Here is a 24044-nt window from a genome sequence, read left to right as displayed (position 1 = left end):
AGGGTCGGTCAGAGGACCTTGGACAGGAAGGCGCGGGTTCGCTCGTGCTGGGGGTCGTCCAGGACGGCCGCGGGCGGGCCCTGCTCCACGACGACACCGCCGTCCATGAACACAACGGTGTCGGCGACCTCGCGGGCGAAGCCGATCTCGTGGGTCACGACGATCATGGTGGTTCCGGTGCGGGCCAGGTCCTTGATGACGTCGAGGACTTCGCCGACCAGTTCCGGGTCGAGCGCCGAGGTGGGTTCGTCGAAGAGCAGCACCTTCGGTTCGAGGGCGAGCGCGCGGGCGATGGCCACGCGCTGCTGCTGACCGCCGGAGAGCTGCCGCGGGTAGGCGTCGGCCTTGTCGGCGAGGCCGACCCTGTCGAGGAGCCGGCGGGCTGTCTCCTCCGCCTCCTTGCGTGGGCGGCGCAGGGCGGAGACGGGGGCCTCGATGAGGTTCTCCAGCACGGTCAGATGGGGGAAGAGGTTGAAGTTCTGGAAGACGAACCCGATGTGGGTGCGCTGCTTCAGAACGTCCTTCTCCTTCAGCTCGTGCAGCTTGCCCCCTGCGCGGCGGTAGCCGATGAGCTCGCCGTCGATGCTGATCCAGCCGCTGTTGACCTTCTCCAGGTGGTTGATGGTGCGCAGCAGCGTGGACTTCCCGGAGCCGGACGGGCCGAGGATCACGGTGACCTCGCCGGCGCGGACCTGGAGGTCGACGCCGCGCAGTACCTCCAGCGGGCCGAAGCTCTTGTGGACTCCGTGGACGTCCACCATCACGTCGTCGACCGTCGGCGTCGCGTCCTTGACGGCCACCGTCACGTCGCTCATCGGCTGTCTCCCAAGGGCTTCAGAGGTACGACGGGCTGGTTGCGCTGGGCGGCGGCCGCGCGCAGGGTGCGGACGAAGCGGCGGGCGCGCTGGAGCGGGGCGGGCGGCGGGGTGCGGTCGGCGCCGCGGGCGTAGCGGCGCTCGACGTAGTACTGGGCGGCCGAAAGGAGGGAGGTGAGGACGACGTACCAGGCGGTGGCGACCAGCAGCAGCGGGATCACCCGGCCGTTGCGGCCGTAGATCACCTGTACCTGGTAGAAGAGCTCGCCGATGGACATCACGTAGACCACCGAGGTGCCCTTGAGCAGGCCGATGATCTCGTTGCCGGCGGTGGGCAGGATGGCGCGCATGGCCTGCGGCAGCAGGATCCTGCGGATCTGCCGCAGCCGGGGAATGCCCAGCGCGGCGGCCGCCTCCAGCTGCCCGTGGTCGACGGCGATGACACCACCGCGCACGATCTCGGCGGCATAGGCGGCCTGGTGCAGCGTCAGCCCGATGACAGCGGCGCCCATGGTGCCGATGATGCTGTTGCTGTCGACGGACCAGAACACCGGGCCGAAGGGGATGCCGAAGCCCAGCTCCTCGTACAGGGCGCTCAGGTTGAACCAGAACACCAGCTGGACGATCATCGGAATGGACCGGAAGATCCAGACGTAGGTCCAGGCGACGGTCTGCAGCACCGGGCTGCGCGACAGCCGCATGAAGGCCAGCACGGTGCCGAGGAGAAAGCCCAGCACCGTGGCGTACGCGGTGAGCTGGAGGGTCACCCACACCGCCTGGACGATCGTCTCCGACAGCACGTAGTCGCTGAAGACACCCCACTCCCAGACCGGGTTGGTGGCCAGCCCGTGCGTGAACTGGGCGACCAGCACGATCACGACGACGGCCGCCAACCAGCGGGCGTAATGGCGGGCGGGTACGACCTTGAGCGAGGCCGGATCGTCCGGCGCGGGCGGAGCCCCGGGGCCGGTGCCCGGGGTGACCGCGCCGGGCGGCGCAGTGTCGGTGGTGGATGGCAGCGTGGACATCGTGGACGTTCCTGCTCAACTCTCAGGTGTGCTCGGGCGGGTTGATCCGCGACGTGTCGATCGCGGAGGCGGAGGTGCCCCACTTGGCGAGGATCCGGGCGTAGGTGCCGTCCTTGATCAGCTCGTCGACGGCAGCCTGGAAGGCCTTGGTGAGCGGGGAGCCCTTCTTGAAGGCGAAGCCGACGTCGAGGCGGTGGAACTCGCCGAGGAAGGTGGTCTGGGAGGCGTCCTGTGCCGCCTGGTAGCGCAGGCCGTTGATGGTCGACATGATCACGTCGATACGGCCCTGCTGGAGCGCGGTTAGGGTCGCCGCGTTCTCCGAGTAGACCTTCACGTCGTACGGCTTCTTGCCCGCCTTCGCGCACACGCCCTTCTGCGCGGTGAGGGTCGCTTCGAAGGTGGTGCCGGCGCCGGTGCCGATGGTCAGCCCGCACAGCTGCGTGAGGTCGGTGACCTTCGACGTGAGCTCGGTGTTGCCCTTCTTCACCGCGAAGCCCTGGCCGTCGTTGATGTAGGTGACGAAGTCGATGGTCTTCAAGCGTTCGGTGGTGACGCCGAAGTTGCCGGTCCCGAAGTCGTACTTGCCGCTGCCCAGGGCGGGCAGGATCGTCTCGAAGGAGGCGTCCTGGCGCTCCAGCTTCACGCCGAGGACCTTGGCCACCGCGTCGGCGATGTCGATGTCCTGGCCGGCGGGTGGCTTGTCCTGCCCGTTCGGGTAGTACGCCCCGGGCGGGAATCCGACCGAGCTGCCGACCCGCAGCGCGCCCGCTTTGCGGACGTCGGCGGGCAGCAGGGCGGCGGCGGAGTCCACCTTGTGTACGGCGGCGACCGGGTCGCCGGTCGGCGCGGGGGATACCTGAGCGCCCGCCGGTGTGGTGCCGGAGGTGTCGCCGGAGCCACAGGCGCTCAGCGCCAGTACGGGCAGCACAGCGATGGTCGCGGCGATGCGCAGGCGGGTTCTGATCGGGCGAGGGTTCACAGGTCGGCTGCCTTTCCCGTGCGTGCTGTGCGTGCTTCGGCCGGCAGATGCTTCTCGAAGGGCAGCGGGCCGATGCTTTCCGGGTCTGCCTCGGTGTCGAACAGCGGTGTGTAGCCGGTGGCCAGGTACAGGCCGCGGGCCTCGGGCTGGCGCGGGCCGGTGGTCAGGTAGATCCGCCGGTAGCCGCGTGCCACCGCCTCGCGCTCCAGCTCGGCGACGACGTGCCGGGCAAGGCCACGCCGCCGGTGGGCGGAGTGCGTCCAGATCCGCTTCAGCTCGGCCGTGGTCGCGTCGTACCGCCGGAAGGCGCCGCCCGCGACGGGCTCGCCGCGCTCCAGCAACAGGAGAAGCAGGCCGCCGTAAGGTTCGGTGAACTCCTCGTCGGGGTAGCGGGAGATCTCGGCATGGGCGTCCTTGCCGTAGCGCGTGGAGTACTCGTGGCCGAGCTCGCGCAGCAGGGGTCTCACGCGCGGATCGGAGACAGGGACATGAAGCACTGTCACATCCACTGCTGCCGACGATGGTTGGGCTACGGAGGTCATTCGCCCACCGCCGCAAGGGCTTGCGTCCCGCGTGCCGCCCGCTCGGCGTCGCGCTTGGCGACCTCCTCGCGGACGATCGGGATGACGTACCGGCCGAAGTCGATGGCGTCGCCCAGCAGGTCGTAGCCGCGGGCGGAGAGGATGTCGACGCCGAGGTCGTAGTAGTCGAGGAGCGCCTGGGCCACGGTCTCGGGCGTGCCGACCAGGGCGTTGGAGTTGCCCGCGCCGCCGGTCGCTGCGGCGGTCGGCGTCCACAGGGCCCGGTCGTAGCGCTCCCCCGCCTCGGCGATGGCGAGCAGCCGCTGCGAGCCGACGTTCTGAGGTGTTGCAGCCTGCGGCTGCGCGTGCCCGTTGTGGCGCTTGGTGATCGCCTCACCCCTCTCCTTGCGCGCCTTGATCGCGCCGACCGTGCGGTGGGCCTTCTCCCAGGCCAGCTCCTCGGTCGGGGCGATGATCGGGCGGAACGCGACCTGGATGCGGGGCACGTCGGTGCGGCCCGCGGCCTTCGCGGCGGCCTTCACGTTCTCGATCTGCTCGGCGGTCTTCGCCAGCGGCTCGCCCCACAGGCAGTAGATGTCCGCCTCGGCGCCGCCCGCGGCGTACGCGGCAGGGGACGAGCCGCCGAACGAGACGTTCGGGCGGGGCTGCTGGACGGGGAAGACGTCGCTGACGAAGTCGTGGAAGCGGTAGTGCTCGCCCTCGTGGTCGAAGGGCTCGTGGGTGGTCCAGATCTTCTTGACGACCCTGATGTACTCGCGGGTGCGGGCGTAGCGTTCGTCCTTGGTGAGGGTGTCGCCCTCGCGGCCCTGTTCGAGGTCGTTGCCGCCGGTGATGAAGTGCACGGTCAGCCGGCCCTCGCTGATCTGGTCGAGGGTGGCGAAGGTCTTCGCGGCGAAGGTCGGGTACGAGACGTTGGGCCGGTGGGCAAGCAGGATCCGCAGGTGCTCCAACCGGCTCGCGATGTACGCGGCGGCCGGTGCGGGGTCCGGCGAGCCGGAGCCGTAGGCGAACAGCACCCGGTCCCAGCCGTGGTCCTCGTGCGCCCGGGCGAGCCTGAGCGTGTACTCCTTGTCGAACGCGGCGCCGGAGCGCGGCGTGGTCTCGGAGCCGTCATTGGTGGCGGCGATGCCGAGGAACTCCACAGGCATGGGCATGGCCTTTCAGGGATTGCGGCGGCACGCAGGCATGGCGGAATCGCCTTGCGTGCGGGCATGAGTGAACAGCCGTCAGGCAGACGGGTCGGTGCGGTCGTGACGACGCCGGGCGTCGGGAGAAGCAGAGCTGCGGCAGCGCGCGTGGGAAGAGAACTCGGCCCGCGACGGGGTCACCGAGGGAGGGGAGGGCCGGTCAGACGGCCCGCTGCCGAGTCAGGCGCAACACGCGGCCGACCACACCCGACCGAAGTCGATGTGATCGCGCGAGACCAAGCGCTGCTGGGCAGTCATGCGACTAATTGAGCAGTACATCGTGGCGCTCGTCAAGCAGCGCCCGGATGCCGGGCCGCCTGGACAGGCGCTGCCCAGGGCGCTGTTGACATATCGATGCCCTGGGCACATACGATCGACAGCGGATCGGCTCCGCCCCGCGCGGCAGCCTCCCCGGCCGCGTTGAGGGACGTGGCGAATGTGACGACGCCGAACCCCGGCCGCACCGTACGCACGCGGCGCCTGTGCCGTTGCGCTCCCCGCGAGTGCCACCGGGTGGTCATCCACGCCTGCGATCCCCTCCCCCGGAGAGCCTTTCGATGGTCACGCCTTCCGAAGTCACGCCGGCCCCTGCGACGAACCCCCCGAAACGGGCGAGCGCGCCGGGCCCCGACGTGCCGCGCATCGTGCCGCGCCGGAACGTCGGCCGGTGGCTGACCGCCGCGGTCGCGCTGCTGCTGTTCGCGATGGTGCTCAACTCCGTCGTCCGCAACGACGCCTTCCAATGGAACGTGGTGGGCCGGTACTTCACCACCGCCGCCGTGCTCGACGGACTGCTGCTGTCCCTGTGGCTGACGGCTGTGGTGATGGTGCTCGGATTCCTGCTCGGCACCGTGCTCGCGGTGATGCGGCTGTCGGCCAACCCGGTGCTGCGCACGCTGAGTTGGGGCTATGTGTGGATCTTCCGGTCCACGCCTCTGCTGGTTCAGCTGCTGTTCTGGTTCAACATCGGCGCCCTGTACCCGACTATCGGCCTCGGCATCCCCTTCGGCCCGCAGTTCCTCACCGTCAAGACGGTCAACCTCCTCGGCCCCATCCTGACCGCCGTCATCGGCCTGACCCTGCACGAGACCGCGTACGCCGCCGAGGTCGTGCGCGGCGGCATCCTCTCCGTGGACTCCGGGCAGACCGAGGCGGCCCAGGCACTAGGGCTGAGCAGACGCCGCACCCTGCGCCGGATCGTCGTCCCCCAGGCGATGCGCTCGATCGTGCCCACGGCCGGGAACATGCTGATCGGCACGCTCAAGGGCACCAGCATCGTCAGCGTGCTGGCCGTGCACGACCTGCTGTACTCGGTGCAGCTGATCTACAACCAGACCTACCAGGTGATCCCGCTGCTGATGGTCGCCACCCTGTGGTACATCGCGGTCACCACGGTGCTGAGCGCGGGCCAGTTCTACGTCGAGCGGTACTACGCGCGCGGGGACTCCCGCGCCCTGCCTCCGACCCCGCTGCAACGGCTGCGCGGCCATCTGACCGCCGTGCGCCACCGACTGAGCGCGGCCACGGCCGCCGACGCCCGCCCGGCGATCGGCGGTGACCGGTGAGCAGCACCCCTTCGCCGGCCGTCCTGGTCGTCGTCGGCGCGGGGCCGCGCGCCACGGGCCTGCTGGAGCGGATCGCCGCCAACACGCCCGAACTGTGGGACGAGTCACGGGAGTTGAGCATCCACCTGGTGGACCCGCATTCGCCCGGCCCGGGACGTATCTGGCGCCACGAGCAGTCGGCGCTGCTGCGGATGAACTCCATGGCCGAGGACGTCACCCTGTTCACCGACGAGTCCTCCATGATCGACGGCCCCGTACAGCCGGGCCCCTCGCTCGCCGAGTGGGCCGCCCAGTTCTCCGGCCGTAGCCCGCGCCACGTCCCGTACGCCGAACCCGCCGACCCGGAGGTGCTCGCCGAACTGCGCACGCTCGACGGGGCCGACTTCCCCACCCGCCGCGCCCAGAGTGCCTACCTGGACTGGGTGTTCCGCCGGGCGCTGGCCCAACTGCCGCCCACCGTCACGGTCGAGTGGCACCCCGCCACCGCGACCGCCGTCACCGGTCCCCCGGACGGCCCGCAGCAGGTGCACCTCGCCGACCGTGCCACTCCCCTCACCGCCGACCTGGTGATCCTGGCCCAGGGGCACCTCGGCTCCACGCCCGCCGCCGAGTACCGTGACCACGCCGCCTTCGCCCGCCGGCACGGCCGCTTCCACCTCCCGCCCGAGTTCTCCGCCGACGCCGACCTGTCCGCACTACGACCCGGCGAACACGTCATCCTGCGCGGCTTCGGGCTGGCATTCATCGACCTGATGACCCTGCTCACCGAGGGCCGCGGCGGTAGGTACCGCACGGAGGCCGACGGCACCCTCACCTACCTCCCGTCCGGCCGCGAGCCCGTCCTGCACGTCGGATCGCGGCGCGGAGTGCCGTACCACTCCAAGACCCGCTACCGCCTCCAGGGCCCCCGGCCTCCGCTGCCGCGCCACTTCGGGCCCGAGACGATCGACGCCCTGCTCGCCGAGGACCGCCCGCTGGACCTGCGGTGCGACGTGTGGCCCCTGATGGCCAAGGAGATCGGCTTCGGCCACTACCACGAGCTGTTCCACGCCCACCCGGAACGCACCGCCCTCCCTTGGCCGGACTTCGTCGCCGCCTACGACCGCCTGGGCTGGTACGACGACGAGATGGCCGGCCTCGTCGCCACGGCCGTGCCCGATCCGGCGGACAGGCTGGACTTCGAAGCCCTGGACCAACCGCTGGACGGCCTCGCCTTCCTCACACCGGACGCCTTCCAGGACCACCTGCGCGATCACATCGCCCAGGACGTCACCCGCCGCGAGAACCCGGAGTTCAGCGCCGACCTGGGCGCGTTCCTCGCCCTGCTGTCCGTCTACGGCCAACTGCCCCGCCTCGTCGCCTCCGGTCGTCTCACCGCCCGCTCGGTCGCCGACGACCTCGACGGCTGGTGGCACGGCTTCTTCAGCTTCCTCGCCTCCGGGCCGCCCGGCTTCCGCCTGCGCCAACTCCTCGCGCTGTCCCGGGCCGGCATCGTCCGCTTCCTGGGGGCGGGTATCCGCGTCGCCACCGACGAGACGAGCGGCACCTTCACCGCGACCAGCACCACCGTCTCGGGCCACACCACCCACGCCACGGCCCTGATCGAGGCGTACCTGCCGGGCCCCTCCCTGGACCGCGCCGAGGACCCACTCCTGCGGGGCCTGTACCGGGGCGGCGCACTCGCCGAGGAGGTCATCGCCGACCCCGCGCACACCCACCGCTCCGGCCTGCTCGCGGTCTCCCCCGAGGACGGCCACGTCATCGATCCGTCCCTCGGCGGCCCCCATCCCCGCCGCATCGCCCTCGGCGCCCCCACCAACAGCCGGGCCGTCGCCGCCTTCGCCCGCCCCCGCACCAATGCGCCGGCCTTCCGCCAGAACGACGCGGTCGCCCGCGCGCTCCTGCGTGCCCTGAGCCCCACCGAAGCCGAGACGGCAACGTCACCGGTGGACGGCCGACCTCTCAGAGTGTGAGACCTTCCCTACTTTTCCTACGGAATTACTAGGGAAGCCTTGACTGCGTCCGCCGGGGGTGCGCAGGATGATGAACATGTCCCGTAAGCAGCAACGACTCGTTCGTCGTCGGCATGTCGACTTTGGTCACGTCGTCAGTGCCGCCTGCTGCCGCGCGTAAGGCACGCGACTCGCACGTTCGCCCGTGCCACTCCGCTCCCACCTTCCCTGGCGATCAGACGGCACCACGAGGTGCACCTGATGGCCCGACACACTTCTGAGGGACAACCGCCATGACCACGGCACTTCCGGCCCAGGCCACCACCCCGCACGATTCACCCCTCTCCGACCCACCCCGTCTTCGCCTGGTGGGCGATACCGCTCGGAGAGACATCCAGGGACACACTGCGGCGCCGCTCGTCGGCTACCTCCTGCTCGTCCCCGAGGGCACCGATCCCAGCGAGCTCTTCGCCAAGGACAGGCCACGGCCCGAGATCCGACCGGTCGACGCCACACCCTCGCCCCCTGCCCGGCGGACGGCGGACGACGTCGTCCGCATCGATCCGGAGCGACACGTCGCCGAGGTGGACGGACGCGAACTGGACCTCACCTACTTGGAGTTCGAGCTGCTGGCGCATCTCGTTCAGCATCCCCACCACGTGCAGACGCGTGATCGGCTGGTGGCCGCCGTCTGGGGCTATGACCACATCGGCGACGGCCGCACCGTGGATGTCCACATCGCCCGCCTGCGCCGCAAGCTGGGCCAAGCTCACCGGCACCGCATCGTCACCGTTCGGCGCGTGGGCTACAAGTATGTGCCCGACCTGCAGGAGAGCCCCAACGCCGCGCTCTGCGCCCGGCCTTGAGAAGATCACTTCCACAGATCCTGCCTTAGCGCCGTCCCGAGGTGCCCCAGCTGAGCGAGGCGGGACTGCTGACGCTCCTGACGCCCCTCAGTCAGGGAGGCGGCGAGCTCGGCTGCCACTACTTGCTGCCGTGGAGCGCCGGGCTCGTCGTCGGGCTTGCTCTCGCCGCGCAGGCAGAGGAGTGATCCGCAGCTGAACAGTGGTGCTCTGGCTGCAGTTTCGCGCGTGTTGGTCCTGCCCGCCTGATCGCGAGGCGGGGATGTTCGGGGACAGCGATTCCGGAGATCGAAACCGCAATGGGCAGTCACCACGCCACCGCCCGTACAGAGCTTTGTGAACGCCGCGCTTCATTCCCATGTCGGACCGTTGAGAACATATGACGCATACGCAAGCGACATTGACCTGGCTGGATTTCGCTGCAACTCTCGTGGCTGTGAGCAAGTCCGAGACCCTCGCCGCGCGCCTGCACGTCGACCTGCGACGTCAGGCCAGCGCCATCTGTGCCGCCGGTCGCCGCACTCACTGACGGGCACAGCTCCCCTTCGCTCCATTTCACAGTCGGTTTCTGCGCAAGCCGCTGCTTTTTCAACAGACGTCGGCCCTCGTCATAGCCATTTCTGCTGAGGGCGCTTCTTCGCCGTTCGACGTCTGCCTTTTCCTTTCTCCGCTTCCCGAACAGGACCCTTCCATGGCCACGACGGCATCGACCCGACGTCACTTCCTCACCCTTCTCGGTCTTTCGGCGGTGTCGGTGAGCTGCGGCACGACCGCGTCCGGGACACCGGCTGCCAAGGACCAGACCAAGACGCTGAGATACCAGGGCTGGGCCGGTCAGGTCACGTTGCCCGAACTGGCCGAGGATCTCGGCTACCTGGAGGACGTGAAGCTGAAGTGGGTCGGCAACACGATCAGCGGACCGCAGGACATCCAGTCCGCGGCCACGGGTCAGGTCGACTTCGGCGGCGCGTTCAACGGCGCGGTCGTCAAGCTGGCCGCCAACAACGCGCCCATCAAGGCCGTCATCAGTTACTACGGCGCCGACAAGTACGCCTACAACGGCTTCTACGTCCTCAAGGACAGCCCGATCCGCTCGGCCCGGGACCTGATCGGCAAGAAGGTCGGGATGAACACCCTCGGAGCCCACTCCGAGGCCATGCTCGACATCTACCTTCAGCGGGGCGGTCTGTCCCAGGCGGACATCGACAAGGTCGAGCCGCTCGTGGTGCCTCCGGTCAACACCGAGCAGTCCCTGCGCCAGAAGCAGATCGACGTGGCCGTACTCGGCGGCATCCTGCGCGACAAGGCCCTGGAAACCGGCGGCATCCGCCCACTGTTCACGGACTACCAGTTGCTCGGCGCGTTCAGCGCCGGCACCTACGTGATGACGGACCGCTTCCTGAAGCAGAACCCCGACACGGCCCGGACCTTCGTCACCGCCGTGGGGCGGGCCATCGAGTGGTCCCGTACCACTCCGCACGAGGAGGTCGTCGACCGGATGACGGAGATCGTGAAGAAGCGCGGTCGCAACGAGGACACCGCACCGCTGAAGTTCTGGCGGTCCTACGGAGTCGCCGAGACGGCGGGCCGAATCACCGGCAAGGAACTCCAGTTGTGGATCGACTGGCTGGCCGAGCGGGGCGACATCAAGAAGGGCCAGGTCCCTCTGTCGGACCTCTACACCAATGAGTTCAACGCCTACAAGAAGTCCTCCGCCGCGAAGAGCGGGAGCTGATCCCATGCCGGAAGCCACCACGCAATCCACGACGCCCAAGATCGTGTTCGAGGACGTACGGAAGGACTTCACCGTAAAGGATCGGACGAGGGACGGGCAGGCCATCCGGTTCACCGCCCTCGACGGCATCGACCTGGAGATAGGGGACGGCGAGTTCGTCGTCCTGGTCGGTCCCAGCGGCTGCGGAAAGTCGACGCTGCTGGAGTTGCTCGGCGGCCTCACCCAGCCCACTGGCGGGCGGATCCTGCTGGACGGCGAACCCGTCACGGGGCCCGGACTGGACCGGGGCATCGTGTTCCAGCAGTACGCGCTGCTGCCGTGGCGCACGGCGCAGGGCAACGTCGAGTTCGGCCTGGAGGCCACCGGCGCGCCACGGCGCCAACGTGCCGCACGCGCCCGGGAGTTCCTCGAGCTGGTCGGCCTGTCGGGGTTCGAGGAGCGGCATCCGCACGAGCTGTCGGGCGGGATGCGGCAGCGGGTGGCGATCGCCCGCAGCCTCGCCTACGACCCCGACGTCCTGCTGATGGACGAGCCGTTCGCCGCGCTGGACGCCCAGACCCGGGAGTCGCTGCAGGACGAACTGCTGCGCATCTGGCAGCGCACCGGCAAGACCGTCGTCTTCATCACCCACAGCATCGACGAGGCCGTCCACCTGGGACAGCGCGTCGCCGTCATGACGTCCAGGCCCGGCCGGATCAAGCAGATCGTGCCGGTCGCGCTCGGCTCCCGTACGGCGACGGACGACCTCCGCTCCAGTCCCGAGTTCGCACGTCACCGCCAGGAGATCTGGTCGCTGCTGCACGACGAGGTGGCCAGGGCCCAGCAGTTGGAGAAGGAGGAGGCCTCCGTATGAGCGCCACGACCGGCACGACCGCAGAGAAGGCCGACGCCACCCACGCGACCACCACGACCGACGCGACGAACACGACAGAAACCCTCCAGGTACCTTCCCTCACCAAGTCCGCCGAGTCCGCCACGTCCCCTGAGGCCGGCACCTCCACAGCGACCACGCCCGGCGTCTCATCACCCCCGGACGTGCGCCGGGCTCCCCCCATTACGGCCCGTGTGCGCCGGACGGCGCTGCGGACGGTCCGCCGACTGCCGCACCTGCTGCTGAAGGGGGCGACCAGGTCCGCGGCCGTCGTGGCCCTGCTCCTGCTGTGGGAGATCGCGCCACGAGCCGGTCTGGTGGACCGGACCTTCCTGCCGCCGTTCAGCGAGGTCGCCGACGCCTGGTGGGGGCTCGCCACCGACGGTCAGCTCGCCGACAACGCGCGGGCAAGCCTGGCGCGTTCGTTCAGCGGATTCGGTATCGCCGTCGCCGTCGCCGTACCGCTCGGACTGCTGATCGGCTGGTACCGGCCGGTCGCCGACCTTCTCGGACCCCTCCTGGAGGTGTTCCGTAACACCGCGGCGCTGGCCCTGCTGCCGGTGTTCGTACTGCTGCTGGGCATCGGCGAGACCTCGAAGATCTCCATCGTGGTGTACGCGTGCACCTGGCCGATCCTGCTCAACACCATCAGCGCGGTCCGCCACGTCGACCCGACCCTGCTGAAGCTGGCGAAGTCGATGGACCTGTCCGCGCCCCGGCTGTTCCAGAAGGTCATTCTGCCGGCCTCGGTGCCGGTGATGTTCACCGGTATCCGGCTGGCCGGCGCGGTGTCGATCCTGGTGCTGGTCGCCGCCGAGATGATCGGTGCCAAGGCGGGCCTCGGCTATCTGATCAACGCCTCGCAGTACAACTTCGCGATCCCGCAGATGTACGCGGGCATCATCACGATCTCCGCCATCGGCGTGGTCTTCAACCAGTTCCTGGTGACCGTCGAGCGACGGCTCAGCTCCTGGCGCGTGCCCGCGGGCGGCTGACCCGCCCGCCATCGCCCCTCCCCTCTCCGCCCTCTGCTCCTCCCCCTGTCATCCGCTCCGCTCGCCGGCCCCCGATCCGAGGAACCCCATGACCGCGCCCAGACCCCGTCAACTGCACCTCAACGCCTTCCTGATGAACGCCGGCCACCACGACGCCGCCTGGCGACACCCGCGCACCCAGCCCGAACGCGTCACCGACCTGCGCTACTTCCAGCAGCTCGCGCAGACCGCCGAGCGCGGCCTGCTCGACTCCGTCTTCCTCGCCGACGGACTCGCCCTGTGGGGCAAGGTCCGCCACAACGCCCTCGGCGGCTTCGAACCGCTCACCCTGCTGTCCGCCCTGGCGGCGGTCACCGAGCACGTCGGCCTGATCGCCACCGTCTCCACCACCTTCAACGAGCCCTTCCACACCGCCCGCAAGTTCGCCTCCCTGGACCACATCAGCGGCGGCCGGGCCGGCTGGAACATCGTCACCTCAGGCACCGTGGACGAGGCCCGCAACTTCGGGCAGGACGAGCACCTGGAGCACGCGCTGCGCTACGAGCGGGCGCGGGAATTCGTCGAGGTCGCCACCAAGCTGTGGGACAGCTGGGAGGACGACGCGATCCTGCTCGACCGGGAGAGCGGCATCTACGCCGACACCGACAAGGTGCGGGAGATCAACCACCGCGGGGAGTACTTCGGGGTACAGGGCCCCCTGAACGTACCGCGCGCCCCTCAGGGATACCCGCTACTGGTACAGGCCGGTTCGTCTCAGGACGGCAAGGAGTTCGCCGCCCGGTACGCCGAGGCCGTCTTCACCGCCCAGCAGACCCTCGCCGACGGCCAGGCCTTCTACAAGGACCTCAAGTCCCGGCTCGCCCGCTACGGCCGTACCGGGGACCAGCTGCTGGTGCTTCCCGGCATCGCGCCCGTCATCGGCTCGACGGAAGCCGAAGCCCGGCTCCTGGAGCAGGAGTTGACTGACCTTCAGGTGCCTGAGTACGGGCTCGCCCAGCTGTCCGGGATGCTCGGCACCGACCTGACCGGACTGCCGCTGGACGGACCGCTGCCCGATCTCCCCGAGGAGCGGGACATCAACGGCAACAAGAGCCGCTTCACTCTCGTCGCCGAACTCGCCCGCCGTGACGGGCTCACCCTGCGCGAGCTCATCGCCCGCCTCGGCGCCGGACGCGGTCACCGTGTCTTCGCCGGCACTCCCGAGCAGATTGCCGACGAGATCGAGGAGTGGTTCACCGAGGGCGCCGCCGACGGCTTCAACATCATGCCGCCCCATCTGCCGGGCGGTCTGGAGGACTTCGTCGACCACGTCGTACCGATCCTGCAGCGGCGCGGGCTGTTCCGTACCGAGTACACCGGCCGCACCCTGCGCGAGAACTACGGCCTTGCCCGCCCCGCCAACCGGCTGACCGCGACAGCCGTGGAAGAGGAGGTGGCCGTATGACCGGTCTCGACCTCACCGCGGACGTCCTGGTGGTCGGCGGCGGCCCCGCCGCCACCTGGGCCGCGCTCAAGGCGGCCCAGGACGGGGCGGACGTGGTCCTCGCCGACAAGGGCTACTGCGGCACCAGCGGCGCCACCGCCTCCGCCGGAACGGGCGTCTGGTACGTCCCCCCGGAGCCCGCCGCGCGTGAGACGGCCATGGCGAGCAGGGAGGCCCTGGGCGGCTACCTGGCCGACCGGCGCTGGATGGCGCGGGTGCTAGACCAGACGTACGCCGGGATGAACGAACTGGCGGCGGCAGGGCGCTATCCCTTCCCGACGGGACCGGACGGCAGGCAGCTCAGGAACGGACTCCAGGGGCCGGAGTACATGCGCAGGATGCGGATCCGGGTGCAGCGGGCCGGCGTGCGCGTCCTCGACCACAGTCCGGTCACCGAACTGCTCACCGATCCCTCCGGGGCGGTCGCCGGGGTCCGGGGGCACCGGCGGCAGGCCGGTCAGGCGTACCGGGTGCGCGCCGGGGCGGTCGTCCTGGCCACCGGTGGCTGCGCGTTCCTCAGCGGTGCTCTGGGCTGCAACGTCAACACCGGCGACGGCGCGCTGTTCGCCGCCGAGGTGGGCGCGGAGATGTCCGGGATGGAGTTCTCCAACGCGTACGGCATCGCTCCGGAGGGAACCTCCGTCACCAAGACCGCGTTCTACTCCTTCGCGACCTTCTATCGCGAGGACGGCACGGTCCTGGAGGGCGCGGCCAGTCAGGGCGGCCGGTCCGTGATCGCGAAGGCCCTGCTCGGCGAGAAGGTGTACTGCCGCCTGGACCGGGCGGACGAGGCGGCCCGCAAGGCGATGCGGCTGGCCCAGCCGAACTTCTTCCTCACCTTCGACCGGCTGGGCATCGACCCCTTCGCCCAGCGCTTCGCCGTCACGCTCCTCGCCGAGGGCACCGTGCGCGGAACCGGCGGCATCCGCATCACCGGAGACGACTGCTCCACCACCGTTCCCGGACTGTATGCGGCCGGCGACGCGGCGACCCGTGAGCTGATCTGCGGCGGCTTCACCGGCGGCGGCAGCCACAACGCGGCCTGGGCCATATCCTCCGGCATCTGGGCGGGCCAGGGCGCGGCCCACCACGCCCGCTCGCTCGGCGTACGCGCCGCCACGAGACGCCTGGTGGCCGCGGGCGGGGCCGGGCTCCGGCCCACCGGGAAACCGGGTCCGGACGACGACTTCCGGGAGGTCGTCGCCGCGGTCCAGGCAGAGGTGCTGCCGTACGAGAAGAACTACCTGCGCCACGGCGACCGCCTCACCGCCTCGCTGGCGGTCCTCGACGGCGTCTGGGAGCAGTCGCGCGCCTCCCTGCACGCCGAGGGCGCGGACACCATACGGGCACGGCAAGCGGCGGCGATGGCGGCACACGCCCGCTGGATGTACATGGCGGCGCTGGCCCGTACCGAGACCCGCGGCATGGCCAAACGGCTCGACTTCCCCGCGCAGGACCCCGGTCAGCACCACCGCATCACGACGGGCGGTCTGGACCGGGTGTGGACCCGTGTCGAGCCCCTGACGAACACGTCAGCGGCGTCAGCCGCACCCCTGGAGGTGGCTTCGTGATCGAACTGGTCTCGGCGGAACGCTGCATCGCCTGTGACAAGTGCATCAAGGTCTGCCCGACCGACGTCTTCGACCGAGGCGAGGACGGCATCCCGGTGCTGGCCCGCCGCGACGACTGCCAAACCTGCTTCCAGTGCGAGGCGAACTGCCCGGCCGACGCGCTGTACGTAGCGCCCCTGACCAGCCCGCTGCCCGACGACGCCACGGCCCGGGACGAGGACCACCTGGACCGTACCGGCCTGCTCGGCAGCTACCGCCGGCACATCGGCTGGGGACGCGGCCGCACACCCGGCGCGCTGCGGGCCGTCGGCCCTCCCCTCGGCCCGCCGGGGACCAAGGGAACCTCACCGCCCATCACCTCGTGACCACCTGACCGATCACATCCCGACCGATCACATCCCGACCGATCGCCCTTCGAAAGGACACCCGAGCATGACCACCAGCACCGCCTTCGACATCCGGAAGATCGGCGGCCGTATCGGCGCCGAAATCCTCGGCGTGGATCTGTCCACCGACCTCGACCCCGCCGTCGTCACCGAGATCAACTCCGCGCTCCTGGAACACAAGGCGCTCGTCTTCCGCGACCAGGACCTGGACGACGCGGGCCAGCTCCGCTTCGCCTCCCTCTTCGGTGAACTCACCACCGCGCACCCGACGGTCCCCTCCGTCGACGGCCAGCCCCACATCCTGCCCGTCGACGGCGACGAGGGGATCCGCGCCAACCAGTGGCACACCGACGTCACCTTCGTCCGTACGCCCCCGAAGGCGTCCACGCTGCGCAGCATCGTGGTCCCGCCCTACGGCGGCAACACGCTCATCGCCAACTCGGCCGCCGCGTACCGGGATCTGCCCGAGCCGCTGCGGGAGCTGGCGGACAGGCTGTGGGCGGTGCACACCAACGACTACGACTACGCCGCCCCGAAGAGCGAGAAGGCGGCCGAGCACCGCAGGCGGTTCGTCTCCCGGAAGTACCGCACCGCGCACCCGGTCGTCCGCGTCCATCCCGAGACCGGTGAGCGCGGGCTGTTCGTCGGCGGCTTCGCCCAGAGCATCGTGGGCCTCGGCCCGTCCGACTCCCGTGACCTGCTGCGTATCTTCCAGTCGTACGTCACCCGGCCCGAGAACATCGTGCGCGTGGCCTGGACACCGGGCGACCTCGTCCTGTTCGACAACCGCATCACCCAGCACTACGCCCCCGACGACTACGGCGACCTGCCTCGCCTGCTGCACCGGGTGACCGTCGCGGGCGACGTCCCGGCCGGGATCGACGGCACCCTCAGCCACGTCGTCGAAGGCGACGACGCCGCCCACTACACCCCGGCCACGGTCTGAGCTCGGCACCCGCCACGCGGTACCGGGTGACCGTCGCGGGCGACGCCCTGACCCGCCTCGCCCGCGACACCCCGGCCCTGTGCGCAGGGCAGTTGGCGACCACGGGGCCTCCTCCGACGGCCGGCTCGGCCTCGTCGCCCTGATCGACGAGGCCGTCGCCGCGCTCGCACCGCACTGACGAGCGCCGTCCCCGCGCGGCGCTGCATCGGACTCGCGCTCGCGGGCAGCACCTCGGAGTCGGCCTCCTCGGCGCGTTCGTGTCCTCCGCCCGGCGGGCGCACGCGCCCTTCGGGAAGCGGCGCGTCACCAGCTTCCAACTCGAAGACGCCTCACCGGGCCGTTGTCTCGCCCTCCCGGCAGCACGGGCGACCGCGCACTGCTGACGTGCGTGCACCACGGGAACGGCCTGCCGGCTCCGTCGTCTACAGCGGCTTCGGCACGGCGCACGCGGAAACCGCGCCGCTGTCGCCGCAAGTGGCCGTTGTCGTCGGTCTTGGAACTCCTGGCGCAATGCCCCCCGTACATGCCGAGTGCTGGTGCGCGTGCATCATGACGGCAGCCGATGCGAGTGTGGGGAGCGGGGATGACCGAGGGCGGCACTGTGGATCTCATCCGCCTGGCTGACGGGGAGAGCAGTCTTGAGGTTCGGGTCCTGGGCCGCACCATGCCCGGGGTGTTGCAGTGGCACGACTTCCTCGATGCGGAGATCGTTGTCACGAGCGGGTTCGCCCAGGGACGCTTGGATGTGTGTCTGGCCCCGGATGACTTGGACAGTTGGTCACAGGTCCTGGGCACGCTCGCCGCTGGGCGGGATGCCGTCTGGATGGATGACGGGCGTAACCCCGAGATCCGGTTTGAAATGTCCGTCCAGGACGGGTTTGCCGCGGTTGTGGTGAAGGACGCCGCTGGATCGGGGACATCGGTCCGTGTCCCGGTGCGGCTGGCCGACAACTGGGCTGATGACCAGCATGAACAGCTGCAGAGTGTCCGGGCGACCTGGCCGCAAGAGGTTGTGGAGACCTCCTTCGGCGTCTACGAGTGGCGGCGCTGAGATGTCGAAAGCCGACGCCGGCGGATGAGCGCGCGGGCCAGGGCGAGGAAGGCTTCACGGATGTCGTCGCGGATCTCCCAGCGGATCCGCAGGCGGCGGAACCAGTGCAGGTGGGCAAAGGCGCGCTCCACCACCCAGCGTCGGGCGCCAAGTCCGGAGCCGTGCTCAGTGCCGCGCCGGGTGATGACCGGCTTGACGCCGAGGTCCCAGGCGAGGCGGCGGTACTTGTCGTGGTCGTAGCCGCGGTCGCCGAGAACGATGTCTGGACGGCGCCGGGGCCGGCCGCGCTTGCCCCGCACGGGCGGCACGGCCTGCAGGAGCGGGATCAGCTGGGTGACGTCGTTGCGGTTGGCGCCGGTCAGGGTGGCGGCGAGCGGTATGCCGGTCGCGTCGGCGATCAGGTGGTGTTCACTGCCCGTCCTGCCCCGGTCGACAGAGCTTCGTCCCGTCTTGGCTCCCCCTTTGACGCGCGGATGTGGGAGTGGCCTGGGCTCGGGCCTGATGGCGGCGTCGCCAGTCGGACCAGCCGAGCCGGTGGGCTGCACCGTGCACGGGCCGAACGATGAGCGTGGTGAACAGTCGCTGGATCTCGTTGCAGGTGAGCGGGATCAGCCCGTCCGGGGCGGAATGGCGGGCGTGTTCGTCCAGTCCGGCCAGGCCCTTTCCGCACTGGAAGGTCTCCTCCACCCGCCATCTCGACCCGGCGACCCGGCGACCCGGCGACCCGGCGACCCGGCGACCCGGCGACCCGCACCAGCGTGGCCGAAGGCACCGCAGCCGGCGACCAGCAACGGTAGTAAGCCAGTTCACCGGTGGTGCGGTTGCGGCGGATCAGCAGTTGGTGGCCGCCGAGGCGGGGTTCTGCCAGGTCGATGACGGCCCAGTGGTAGAAGCGGTGCCCCTTGCCGCCGGCCCCTGCCGACTGCTTCAGCCAGGCCCACTTCGTCACCTTCACGGCCAGGGCATCCGCACGGAACTTCCCCGCGCCCGTGGTGACTTCGGCCGAGCGTGCAACGGCGAGCACGTAGCCGACCTGGCGCTCTTCCAGCGCGGCCCGCAGCTTGGGGCTGCCGCCGTACACCTCATCGCCCGCGACCCAGCCCACACGGTGCCCGGCGTCAAGGAACCGGCCGATCATGCGGGCGGCCAGCTCCGGCTTGGTCGCGAAGACGGTGTCCTCGCCCAGTCCGGCCGCCCGGCAGCGGTCCGGGTCGCACGTCCGCGAGCGCGGGACGTACAGCTCGCGGTCGATCGCCGCGTGTCCGCGGCGGCTGGATAGACGAGGTGGACAGCGACCTGAGCGTTTTCGATCCTCCCGGCCGTGCCGGTGTACTGGCGCTGGACACCCACGGTGTGCGTGCCCTTCTTCACGTCCCCGGTGTCATCGACGACCAGCACCGCATCGTCTCGAACGCCTCCTGCCAGCGGGCAGGGTCTACGCTGTGACTCGCGGCCACCGCATGATCTTCAGTCTTCACACACCGATGATCAACGGTGGCCACGCCCGTCTTCACCGCCCCTCGGTCACGACGTGCGAAGACGGGGCCGCATCCCTTCCGTGTCCCGCACGGGGCACGCAGCGTTCGCCCGCCGTCTCGTGCCAGGAGGACACATGCAACGCGGTGAAGTCTGGTGGGTCGACTTCGATGAGCGACGCCCGGTCCTGCTGCTCTCGGACGAGGAGTCATCCGGGTTTCAGGCGATGCAGGTCGTTGCGCCAGCGGGCGTCGACATCAGCGGCCTGGGCGTTGAAGTGGCCGTAGGAGCCCCGGAAGGACTGCCCTTCGAAGGCGTGCTGCGGTTCGCGTTCCCGCGTCCAGGCTTCACTCCGTGCACATGGCTGACCACCGTGGCCCGGGACGACCTGATCGAGCGGGCGGGCGTGTTGTCCTCCGTGAAGCTCAGCGAGGTTGGAGAAGCCCTCCGTGCCGCTGGACAGAGGAGGGAGTGGACCCCGATGACGGCTGCCAGGATCAGCGAGATCAAAGATGCCCGCCGTCTCGAAGGACTCGAGTAGCGGACGCCTGTGCTGCCCAGCTCGATCTCGTCGACGGCCGACCGCTGCCCCTCTCCACCGCACTCCAGCAACAAGATCACGATCTACGGCCGGAGTATTGGCCGACTTGGGTCCGTTGTGGCATGAACGGCGTTCTGACTGAAGCACGCGAGGGTGCGGCATCGGGTGTACCTGCGACCGGATGCCCCGTAGGCCTAGGGAGCTTCCCTCGCGTCTGTGGGATGGCGCCTCGTAGTCAGCCGACGATCGCGGTGTCGCTGCGATGCCGCCGAAGACGTTGAGCTGGTGGGTCTACTCCTCACCTAGTGTGTCGGCGTGGCGGGGTGAACCAGCCGGTCATCTGACGGCCGTCCGTGGTCGTGGGCGGCGGCTCGGGAGATGCCTGGCGGCGCGGCCGAGCGAAGCCTGCATGATGGAGACCGAGTCGGTGTCAGTGCCTCCGGATACGCTCCGGGCATGCTTTACGGGATCCCGCTTACTGACGACACGTTGATGAACTGTGATCAGTGCGGTGCCATCTACAAGTACGGGGTGCGGGGTCGGGTGAGGGGGCATTGCCTGGGCTGTAGCCCCATGGCGCGCCAGGCACAGCGGTACAACCTGACGGTCAAAGACGTGCACGCCATCCTTGACGTCCAGGGGCACGTCTGCGCCTTGTGCAGTCAGGGACCTCAGGAAGACGAACCCCGCTCGTACTGGCACATCGACCATGACCACAATTGCTGTGGGTCTCAAGACTGGACATGCGGCCGGTGCGTCCGAGGGCTGCTATGCATCGGATGCAACGCGCGCGGAGTCGCCTGGTACGAGCGCCTACCGCGCAACCGGCAAGACTGGCAACGCATGAACGATTACCTGGCGAACCCTCCGGCGCACCGCTGCCTTGAAACCCGACAGTTCCGTGTGTTCCTGGGGTAGCGCCACCCGACAGGCGCCGAATCAGCTGAGGTCCAGATCCGTCGTGAAGCCAGCGCTGGCGAGGCCAGTCGCGGACTGCTCCTCGGGTTAGGCACCGGCTCTGGACCAGATGAAGAAGCGGCGGTGAGCCGTCGATTTCGAGATGCCGAAGCAGGGCGGAGAGCCCGCCAGGCGCAGCCGCTGCCCAGGACGTAAATGATGGTGGCGAACAGCGTCTAATCAGGCGTGTCCTGCGTTCTGCCGCCCTGCGGCCGCACTTTCGTCGGCGAGATCAACGGCTTCTCGCCCGCCTCGTCGGTGAGTTTGTCGATCGCGGTGAGGATCGCTTCGGGGCCGTGCGTGTCGACTAGAGGTTGTCCCACAAATGATCTATGGACACCCGCAATGGTCTGCGTGGACCGTCGGTGATCCACTTGGGTCCGCCAGTACGCTGCCTGCAGTGCGCATGGTGTCCCCATGGTTTCCCGGCCACTTCCTCGACGGATTGTTGCCAGGAGATCCCGGAACGCGGATTCGGCTTGTGCGGGAATCAACACGGGAGCAGAAAAGCAACCTCCTTTCGCGTCTTTGTTGTGCGGGAGTGCTCTGCGTGTTTCATAGCAGAGCCGTCTGCGGTGCGCGACCATACGGACGCCGACGCATCAGCATCATCGGCATTCTGTGTGGATCCACCGAGACGGAAAGAAGGACGGACGTGTCCGGCAGCGAAAGCGAGAACCCAGCAATCCCCTCCCCGACCCCCACGCCGACTCGGCCCAGGACAAACCGGGACTGGTGGCCGAATCAGCTGGACCTGCAGATTCTCCACCAGCACTCGTCCCGCTCCAATCCGATGGACGAGGGCTTCAACTATGCGAGAGAGTTCGCGACCCTCGACCTCGACGCGCTGAAGCAGGACGTCTTCGAGGTGATGACGACGTCGCAGGACTGGTGGCCTGCCGACTACGGCCACTACGGGCCCCTCTTCATTAGGATGAGTTGGCACGCCGCGGGCACGTACCGGGTCGCCGACGGCCGGGGCGGTGGCGGCAGCGGCGCTCAGCGCTTTGCCCCCCTCAACAGTTGGCCGGACAACGCGAGCCTCGACAAGGCGCGCCGTTTGCTCTGGCCGGTCAAGCAGAAGTACGGCCAGAAAATCTCCTGGGCCGACCTCCTGGTCTTCGCGGGCAACTGTGCCATGGAATCCATGGGGTTCAAGACGTTCGGATTCGGCTTCGGGCGAGAGGACATCTGGGAACCCGAGGAAATCTTCTGGGGGCCCGAGGACACCTGGCTCGGGGACGAGCGCTACAGCGGCGACAGGGAACTCGCCACTCCCTTCGGTGCCGTGCAGATGGGACTGATCTACGTCAATCCGGAGGGGCCCAACGGCAACCCGGATCCGATGGCCGCCGCCCGGGACATTCGCGAGACATTCGGGCGCATGGCGATGAACGACGAGGAGACGGTTGCGCTCATCGTCGGCGGCCACACCTTCGGCAAGTGTCACGGCGCCGTCGATCCCGCGTACATCGGTCCGGAACCCGAGGCCGGCCCCATCGAGCACCAGGGCCTCGGCTGGCGGAACACGTACGGCAGCGGCAAGGGCGCCGACACGCTCACGAGTGGGCTCGAGGGTGCGTGGACCGCCGAGCCGACCCGGTGGGACAACGGCTACCTGGACAACCTGTTCAGATACGACTGGGAGCTGACGACGAGCCCCGCCGGTGCCAAGCAGTGGACTCCCACGGATTCTTCGGCCAAGGGCACGGTGCCCGATGCTCACGATCCGTCGAAGAGGCACGCCCCGATGATGCTGACGACGGACCTGGCGCTGAAGCTGGATCCGGTCTACGGCCCGATCGCGAAGAGCTTCCACGAGAACCCGGACAGGCTGGCGGAAGCGTTCGCCAAGGCGTGGTACAAGCTGTTGCACCGCGACATGGGACCCGTCACGCGCTACCTCGGCCCGTGGGTTCCCGAGCCGCAACTGTGGCAGGATCCGGTCCCCGAGGTCGATCACGAACTCATCGGGGACGAGGACATCGCCGCCCTCAAGAGCAGGATCGTCGCCTCGGGACTGTCCATCTCCCAGCTGGTCAGCACTGCTTGGGCGTCGGCAGCGAGCTTCCGCGGCACCGACAAGCGTGGCGGGGCGAACGGGGCACGGATCCGACTCGCGCCGCAACGGGACTGGGAGGTCAACCGCCTGCCCGAGGTGGCCGAGGCGTTGCAGAGGCTGGAGCAGATCCGGCAGGACTTCAACCGCTCGCATGACGGCGGAACGAAGGTCTCGCTGGCCGACCTGATCGTCCTCGGCGGGTGCGCGGCCGTCGAACAAGCCGCGCAGAGCGCCGGGTACGACATCACGGTCCCGTTCGCACCGGGGCGCACGGACGCATCGCAGGAACAGACCGACGTGGAGTCGTTCGCCGTGCTCGAACCCAGGGCCGACGGGTTCCGCAACTACCTCCGGTCGGGAGAGAAGCTGTCGCCGGAGACCCTCCTGCTGGACCGCGCCAACCTGTTGACGCTGACCGCTCCCGAGATGACGGTGCTGATCGGCGGCATGCGGGTCCTGAACACCGGCTTCAAGCGATCCCCACACGGCGTCTTCACTCAGCGGCCGGAGACATTGACCAACGATTTCTTCGTCAACCTGCTCGACATGGGCACGGAGTGGAAGGCGTCGGCCTCGGAGGAAAACGTATTCGAAGGCCGGAATCGCACCACGGGCGAGCTCAAGTGGACCGCCACCGCGGTCGACCTCATCTTCGGTTCGCACTCCCAGCTCCGGGCCGTCGCGGAGGTCTACGCGTCACAGGACGCGGGAGAGAAGTTCGTGCGTGACTTCGTGACCGCGTGGGACAAGGTGATGAACCTCGATCGCTTCGACCTCTCTTGAGCCCGATGTCCCGGTCGGGGCAGTGACGCGGATCGCTCAGAGCCCCCCCCGGTCACTCCCGTGGTGGGCACGCGCACTCCACCCACAGCCGCGTGCCCGCCGCACGTCGATTGAAGATGGGATCCTTCGTGCCGTGCCGGACCTGAGAATCCGGGCGAGGGCAACGTCGTCCGGTGTGGCGTCGGCGTCGCCCCTGAAATCCCCTCCTGTCGTACGACTCCGTCCGCCCTCAGACGGCGGCGGGCTGACATCCAGG

The 24044-nt window shown here is 69.3% G+C and carries 21 protein-coding genes and 3 pseudogenes; 16 read left to right on the top strand and 8 right to left on the bottom strand.

Annotated elements, in window-relative coordinates; genetic code table 11:
• Window positions 1–8: 8 nt before the first annotated feature.
• The 5 genes from ACIBAG_RS38365 to ACIBAG_RS38345 are packed head-to-tail and all read right to left on the bottom strand — an operon-like array spanning window position 9 to window position 4512.
• A complete protein-coding gene (locus ACIBAG_RS38365; RefSeq protein ID WP_399111853.1) occupies window positions 9–815 on the bottom strand; it encodes an amino acid ABC transporter ATP-binding protein in 807 nt (268 codons plus the stop codon).
• Window positions 812–1834: an amino acid ABC transporter permease gene (locus tag ACIBAG_RS38360; protein ID WP_399111926.1), complete on the bottom strand. Its 1023-nt coding sequence runs from the start codon at window positions 1832–1834 to the stop codon at window positions 812–814. The genes ACIBAG_RS38365 and ACIBAG_RS38360 overlap by 4 nt, the downstream gene beginning before the upstream one ends.
• 31 nt (window positions 1835–1865) lie before the next feature.
• Complete coding sequence (locus tag ACIBAG_RS38355; RefSeq protein ID WP_399111851.1) at window positions 1866–2822, bottom strand: ABC transporter substrate-binding protein; 957 nt, start codon at window positions 2820–2822, stop codon at window positions 1866–1868.
• Window positions 2819–3364 carry a GNAT family N-acetyltransferase gene (locus ACIBAG_RS38350; RefSeq protein ID WP_399111849.1) on the bottom strand — a complete coding sequence of 182 codons (546 nt, stop codon included), beginning with the start codon at window positions 3362–3364 and terminating at the stop codon, window positions 2819–2821. Before ACIBAG_RS38350 ends, ACIBAG_RS38355 begins: the two co-directional genes overlap by 4 nt.
• A complete protein-coding gene (locus ACIBAG_RS38345; RefSeq protein WP_399111847.1) occupies window positions 3361–4512 on the bottom strand; it encodes an LLM class flavin-dependent oxidoreductase in 1152 nt (383 codons plus the stop codon). Before ACIBAG_RS38345 ends, ACIBAG_RS38350 begins: the two co-directional genes overlap by 4 nt.
• 596 nt (window positions 4513–5108) lie before the next feature.
• Between ACIBAG_RS38345 and ACIBAG_RS38340 the strand changes: the two genes are divergently transcribed.
• The 13 genes from ACIBAG_RS38340 (at window position 5109) to ACIBAG_RS38280 (ending at window position 17969) form a co-directional block, all read left to right on the top strand.
• Window positions 5109–6116: an ABC transporter permease subunit gene (locus ACIBAG_RS38340; protein ID WP_399111846.1), complete on the top strand. Its 1008-nt coding sequence runs from the start codon at window positions 5109–5111 to the stop codon at window positions 6114–6116.
• A complete protein-coding gene (locus ACIBAG_RS38335) occupies window positions 6113–8089 on the top strand; it encodes an FAD/NAD(P)-binding protein (RefSeq protein WP_399111844.1) in 1977 nt (658 codons plus the stop codon). The genes ACIBAG_RS38340 and ACIBAG_RS38335 overlap by 4 nt, the downstream gene beginning before the upstream one ends.
• Before the next feature lie 272 nt (window positions 8090–8361).
• Window positions 8362–8934, top strand: coding sequence for a winged helix-turn-helix domain-containing protein (locus tag ACIBAG_RS38330; RefSeq protein ID WP_399111842.1), 573 nt, complete (start codon window positions 8362–8364; stop codon window positions 8932–8934).
• Between the two features lie 41 nt (window positions 8935–8975).
• Window positions 8976–9119, top strand: coding sequence for a hypothetical protein (locus ACIBAG_RS38325; RefSeq protein WP_399111840.1), 144 nt, complete (start codon window positions 8976–8978; stop codon window positions 9117–9119).
• A 191-nt stretch (window positions 9120–9310) separates the two neighbouring features.
• A complete protein-coding gene (locus tag ACIBAG_RS38320; RefSeq protein WP_399111839.1) occupies window positions 9311–9460 on the top strand; it encodes a putative leader peptide in 150 nt (49 codons plus the stop codon).
• 162 nt (window positions 9461–9622) lie between these two features.
• Window positions 9623–10666, top strand: coding sequence for an ABC transporter substrate-binding protein (locus ACIBAG_RS38315; protein ID WP_399111838.1), 1044 nt, complete (start codon window positions 9623–9625; stop codon window positions 10664–10666).
• 4 nt (window positions 10667–10670) lie between these two features.
• Window positions 10671–11519, top strand: coding sequence for an ABC transporter ATP-binding protein (locus ACIBAG_RS38310; protein WP_399111837.1), 849 nt, complete (start codon window positions 10671–10673; stop codon window positions 11517–11519).
• Window positions 11516–12532, top strand: coding sequence for an ABC transporter permease (locus ACIBAG_RS38305; RefSeq protein ID WP_399111836.1), 1017 nt, complete (start codon window positions 11516–11518; stop codon window positions 12530–12532). Before ACIBAG_RS38310 ends, ACIBAG_RS38305 begins: the two co-directional genes overlap by 4 nt.
• A gap of 88 nt (window positions 12533–12620) precedes the next feature.
• On the top strand, window positions 12621–13976 hold the full coding sequence (locus tag ACIBAG_RS38300; RefSeq protein ID WP_399111834.1) for an LLM class flavin-dependent oxidoreductase: 1356 nt from the start codon (window positions 12621–12623) through the stop codon (window positions 13974–13976).
• On the top strand, window positions 13973–15586 hold the full coding sequence (locus ACIBAG_RS38295) for an FAD-binding protein (protein ID WP_399111833.1): 1614 nt from the start codon (window positions 13973–13975) through the stop codon (window positions 15584–15586). Before ACIBAG_RS38300 ends, ACIBAG_RS38295 begins: the two co-directional genes overlap by 4 nt.
• Window positions 15583–15951: a 4Fe-4S dicluster domain-containing protein gene (locus tag ACIBAG_RS38290; RefSeq protein WP_399111831.1), complete on the top strand. Its 369-nt coding sequence runs from the start codon at window positions 15583–15585 to the stop codon at window positions 15949–15951. Before ACIBAG_RS38295 ends, ACIBAG_RS38290 begins: the two co-directional genes overlap by 4 nt.
• Window positions 15952–16018: 67 nt before the next feature.
• Window positions 16019–16918 carry a TauD/TfdA dioxygenase family protein gene (locus ACIBAG_RS38285; RefSeq protein WP_399111829.1) on the top strand — a complete coding sequence of 300 codons (900 nt, stop codon included), beginning with the start codon at window positions 16019–16021 and terminating at the stop codon, window positions 16916–16918.
• Between the two features lie 583 nt (window positions 16919–17501).
• On the top strand, window positions 17502–17969 hold the full coding sequence (locus tag ACIBAG_RS38280; RefSeq protein WP_399111827.1) for a DUF5959 family protein: 468 nt from the start codon (window positions 17502–17504) through the stop codon (window positions 17967–17969).
• On the opposite strand, the pseudogene ACIBAG_RS38275 reads toward ACIBAG_RS38280, so the two are convergent.
• Window positions 17951–18450, bottom strand: a pseudogene (locus ACIBAG_RS38275) (IS5 family transposase); the annotation flags it as partial. The gene ACIBAG_RS38280 and the pseudogene ACIBAG_RS38275 sit on opposite strands and share 19 nt — an antisense overlap.
• A gap of 573 nt (window positions 18451–19023) precedes the next feature.
• Window positions 19024–19319 (bottom strand): annotated as a pseudogene (locus ACIBAG_RS38270) (transposase); the annotation flags it as partial.
• A 262-nt stretch (window positions 19320–19581) separates the two neighbouring features.
• Here ACIBAG_RS38270 and ACIBAG_RS38265 point away from each other — a divergent pair.
• Both ACIBAG_RS38265 and ACIBAG_RS38260 read left to right on the top strand, forming a co-directional pair.
• Complete coding sequence (locus tag ACIBAG_RS38265; protein ID WP_399111826.1) at window positions 19582–19986, top strand: type II toxin-antitoxin system PemK/MazF family toxin; 405 nt, start codon at window positions 19582–19584, stop codon at window positions 19984–19986.
• A 378-nt stretch (window positions 19987–20364) separates the two neighbouring features.
• Complete coding sequence (locus ACIBAG_RS38260) at window positions 20365–20904, top strand: endonuclease domain-containing protein (protein WP_399111824.1); 540 nt, start codon at window positions 20365–20367, stop codon at window positions 20902–20904.
• 93 nt (window positions 20905–20997) lie between these two features.
• On the opposite strand, the pseudogene ACIBAG_RS38255 reads toward ACIBAG_RS38260, so the two are convergent.
• Window positions 20998–21227: pseudogene (locus ACIBAG_RS38255) on the bottom strand (transposase); the annotation flags it as partial.
• A 371-nt stretch (window positions 21228–21598) separates the two neighbouring features.
• Between ACIBAG_RS38255 and katG the strand changes: the two are divergent.
• Complete coding sequence (gene katG, locus ACIBAG_RS38250; protein WP_399111823.1) at window positions 21599–23788, top strand: catalase/peroxidase HPI; 2190 nt, start codon at window positions 21599–21601, stop codon at window positions 23786–23788.
• The last annotated feature ends 256 nt before the right edge of the window (window positions 23789–24044 follow it).

The organism is Streptomyces sp. NPDC051243 (assembly GCF_044455405.1).
Classification (GTDB): Bacteria; Actinomycetota; Actinomycetes; order Streptomycetales; family Streptomycetaceae; genus Streptomyces.
The sequence above is the reverse complement of the archived record's forward strand: the minus strand, read 5'-3'. Positions and strand labels throughout refer to the sequence as shown.

Bases quoted from the DNA above. Each gene is read 5' to 3' on its own strand.
- ACIBAG_RS38365 (WP_399111853.1), bottom strand. From the start codon at position 815: ATGAGCGACGTGACGGTGGCCGTCAAGGACGCGACGCCGACGGTCGAC.
- ACIBAG_RS38350 (WP_399111849.1), bottom strand. From the start codon at position 3,364: ATGACCTCCGTAGCCCAACCATCGTCGGCAGCAGTGGATGTGACAGTG.
- ACIBAG_RS38345 (WP_399111847.1), bottom strand. From the start codon at position 4,512: ATGCCTGTGGAGTTCCTCGGCATCGCCGCCACCAATGACGGCTCCGAG.
- ACIBAG_RS38340 (WP_399111846.1), top strand. From the start codon at position 5,109: ATGGTCACGCCTTCCGAAGTCACGCCGGCCCCTGCGACGAACCCCCCG.
- ACIBAG_RS38330 (WP_399111842.1), top strand. From the start codon at position 8,362: ATGACCACGGCACTTCCGGCCCAGGCCACCACCCCGCACGATTCACCC.
- ACIBAG_RS38320 (WP_399111839.1), top strand. From the start codon at position 9,311: ATGACGCATACGCAAGCGACATTGACCTGGCTGGATTTCGCTGCAACT.
- ACIBAG_RS38315 (WP_399111838.1), top strand. From the start codon at position 9,623: ATGGCCACGACGGCATCGACCCGACGTCACTTCCTCACCCTTCTCGGT.
- ACIBAG_RS38310 (WP_399111837.1), top strand. From the start codon at position 10,671: ATGCCGGAAGCCACCACGCAATCCACGACGCCCAAGATCGTGTTCGAG.
- ACIBAG_RS38305 (WP_399111836.1), top strand. From the start codon at position 11,516: ATGAGCGCCACGACCGGCACGACCGCAGAGAAGGCCGACGCCACCCAC.
- ACIBAG_RS38300 (WP_399111834.1), top strand. From the start codon at position 12,621: ATGACCGCGCCCAGACCCCGTCAACTGCACCTCAACGCCTTCCTGATG.
- ACIBAG_RS38295 (WP_399111833.1), top strand. From the start codon at position 13,973: ATGACCGGTCTCGACCTCACCGCGGACGTCCTGGTGGTCGGCGGCGGC.
- ACIBAG_RS38285 (WP_399111829.1), top strand. From the start codon at position 16,019: ATGACCACCAGCACCGCCTTCGACATCCGGAAGATCGGCGGCCGTATC.
- ACIBAG_RS38280 (WP_399111827.1), top strand. From the start codon at position 17,502: ATGACCGAGGGCGGCACTGTGGATCTCATCCGCCTGGCTGACGGGGAG.
- ACIBAG_RS38265 (WP_399111826.1), top strand. From the start codon at position 19,582: ATGCAACGCGGTGAAGTCTGGTGGGTCGACTTCGATGAGCGACGCCCG.
- ACIBAG_RS38260 (WP_399111824.1), top strand. From the start codon at position 20,365: ATGCCTGGCGGCGCGGCCGAGCGAAGCCTGCATGATGGAGACCGAGTC.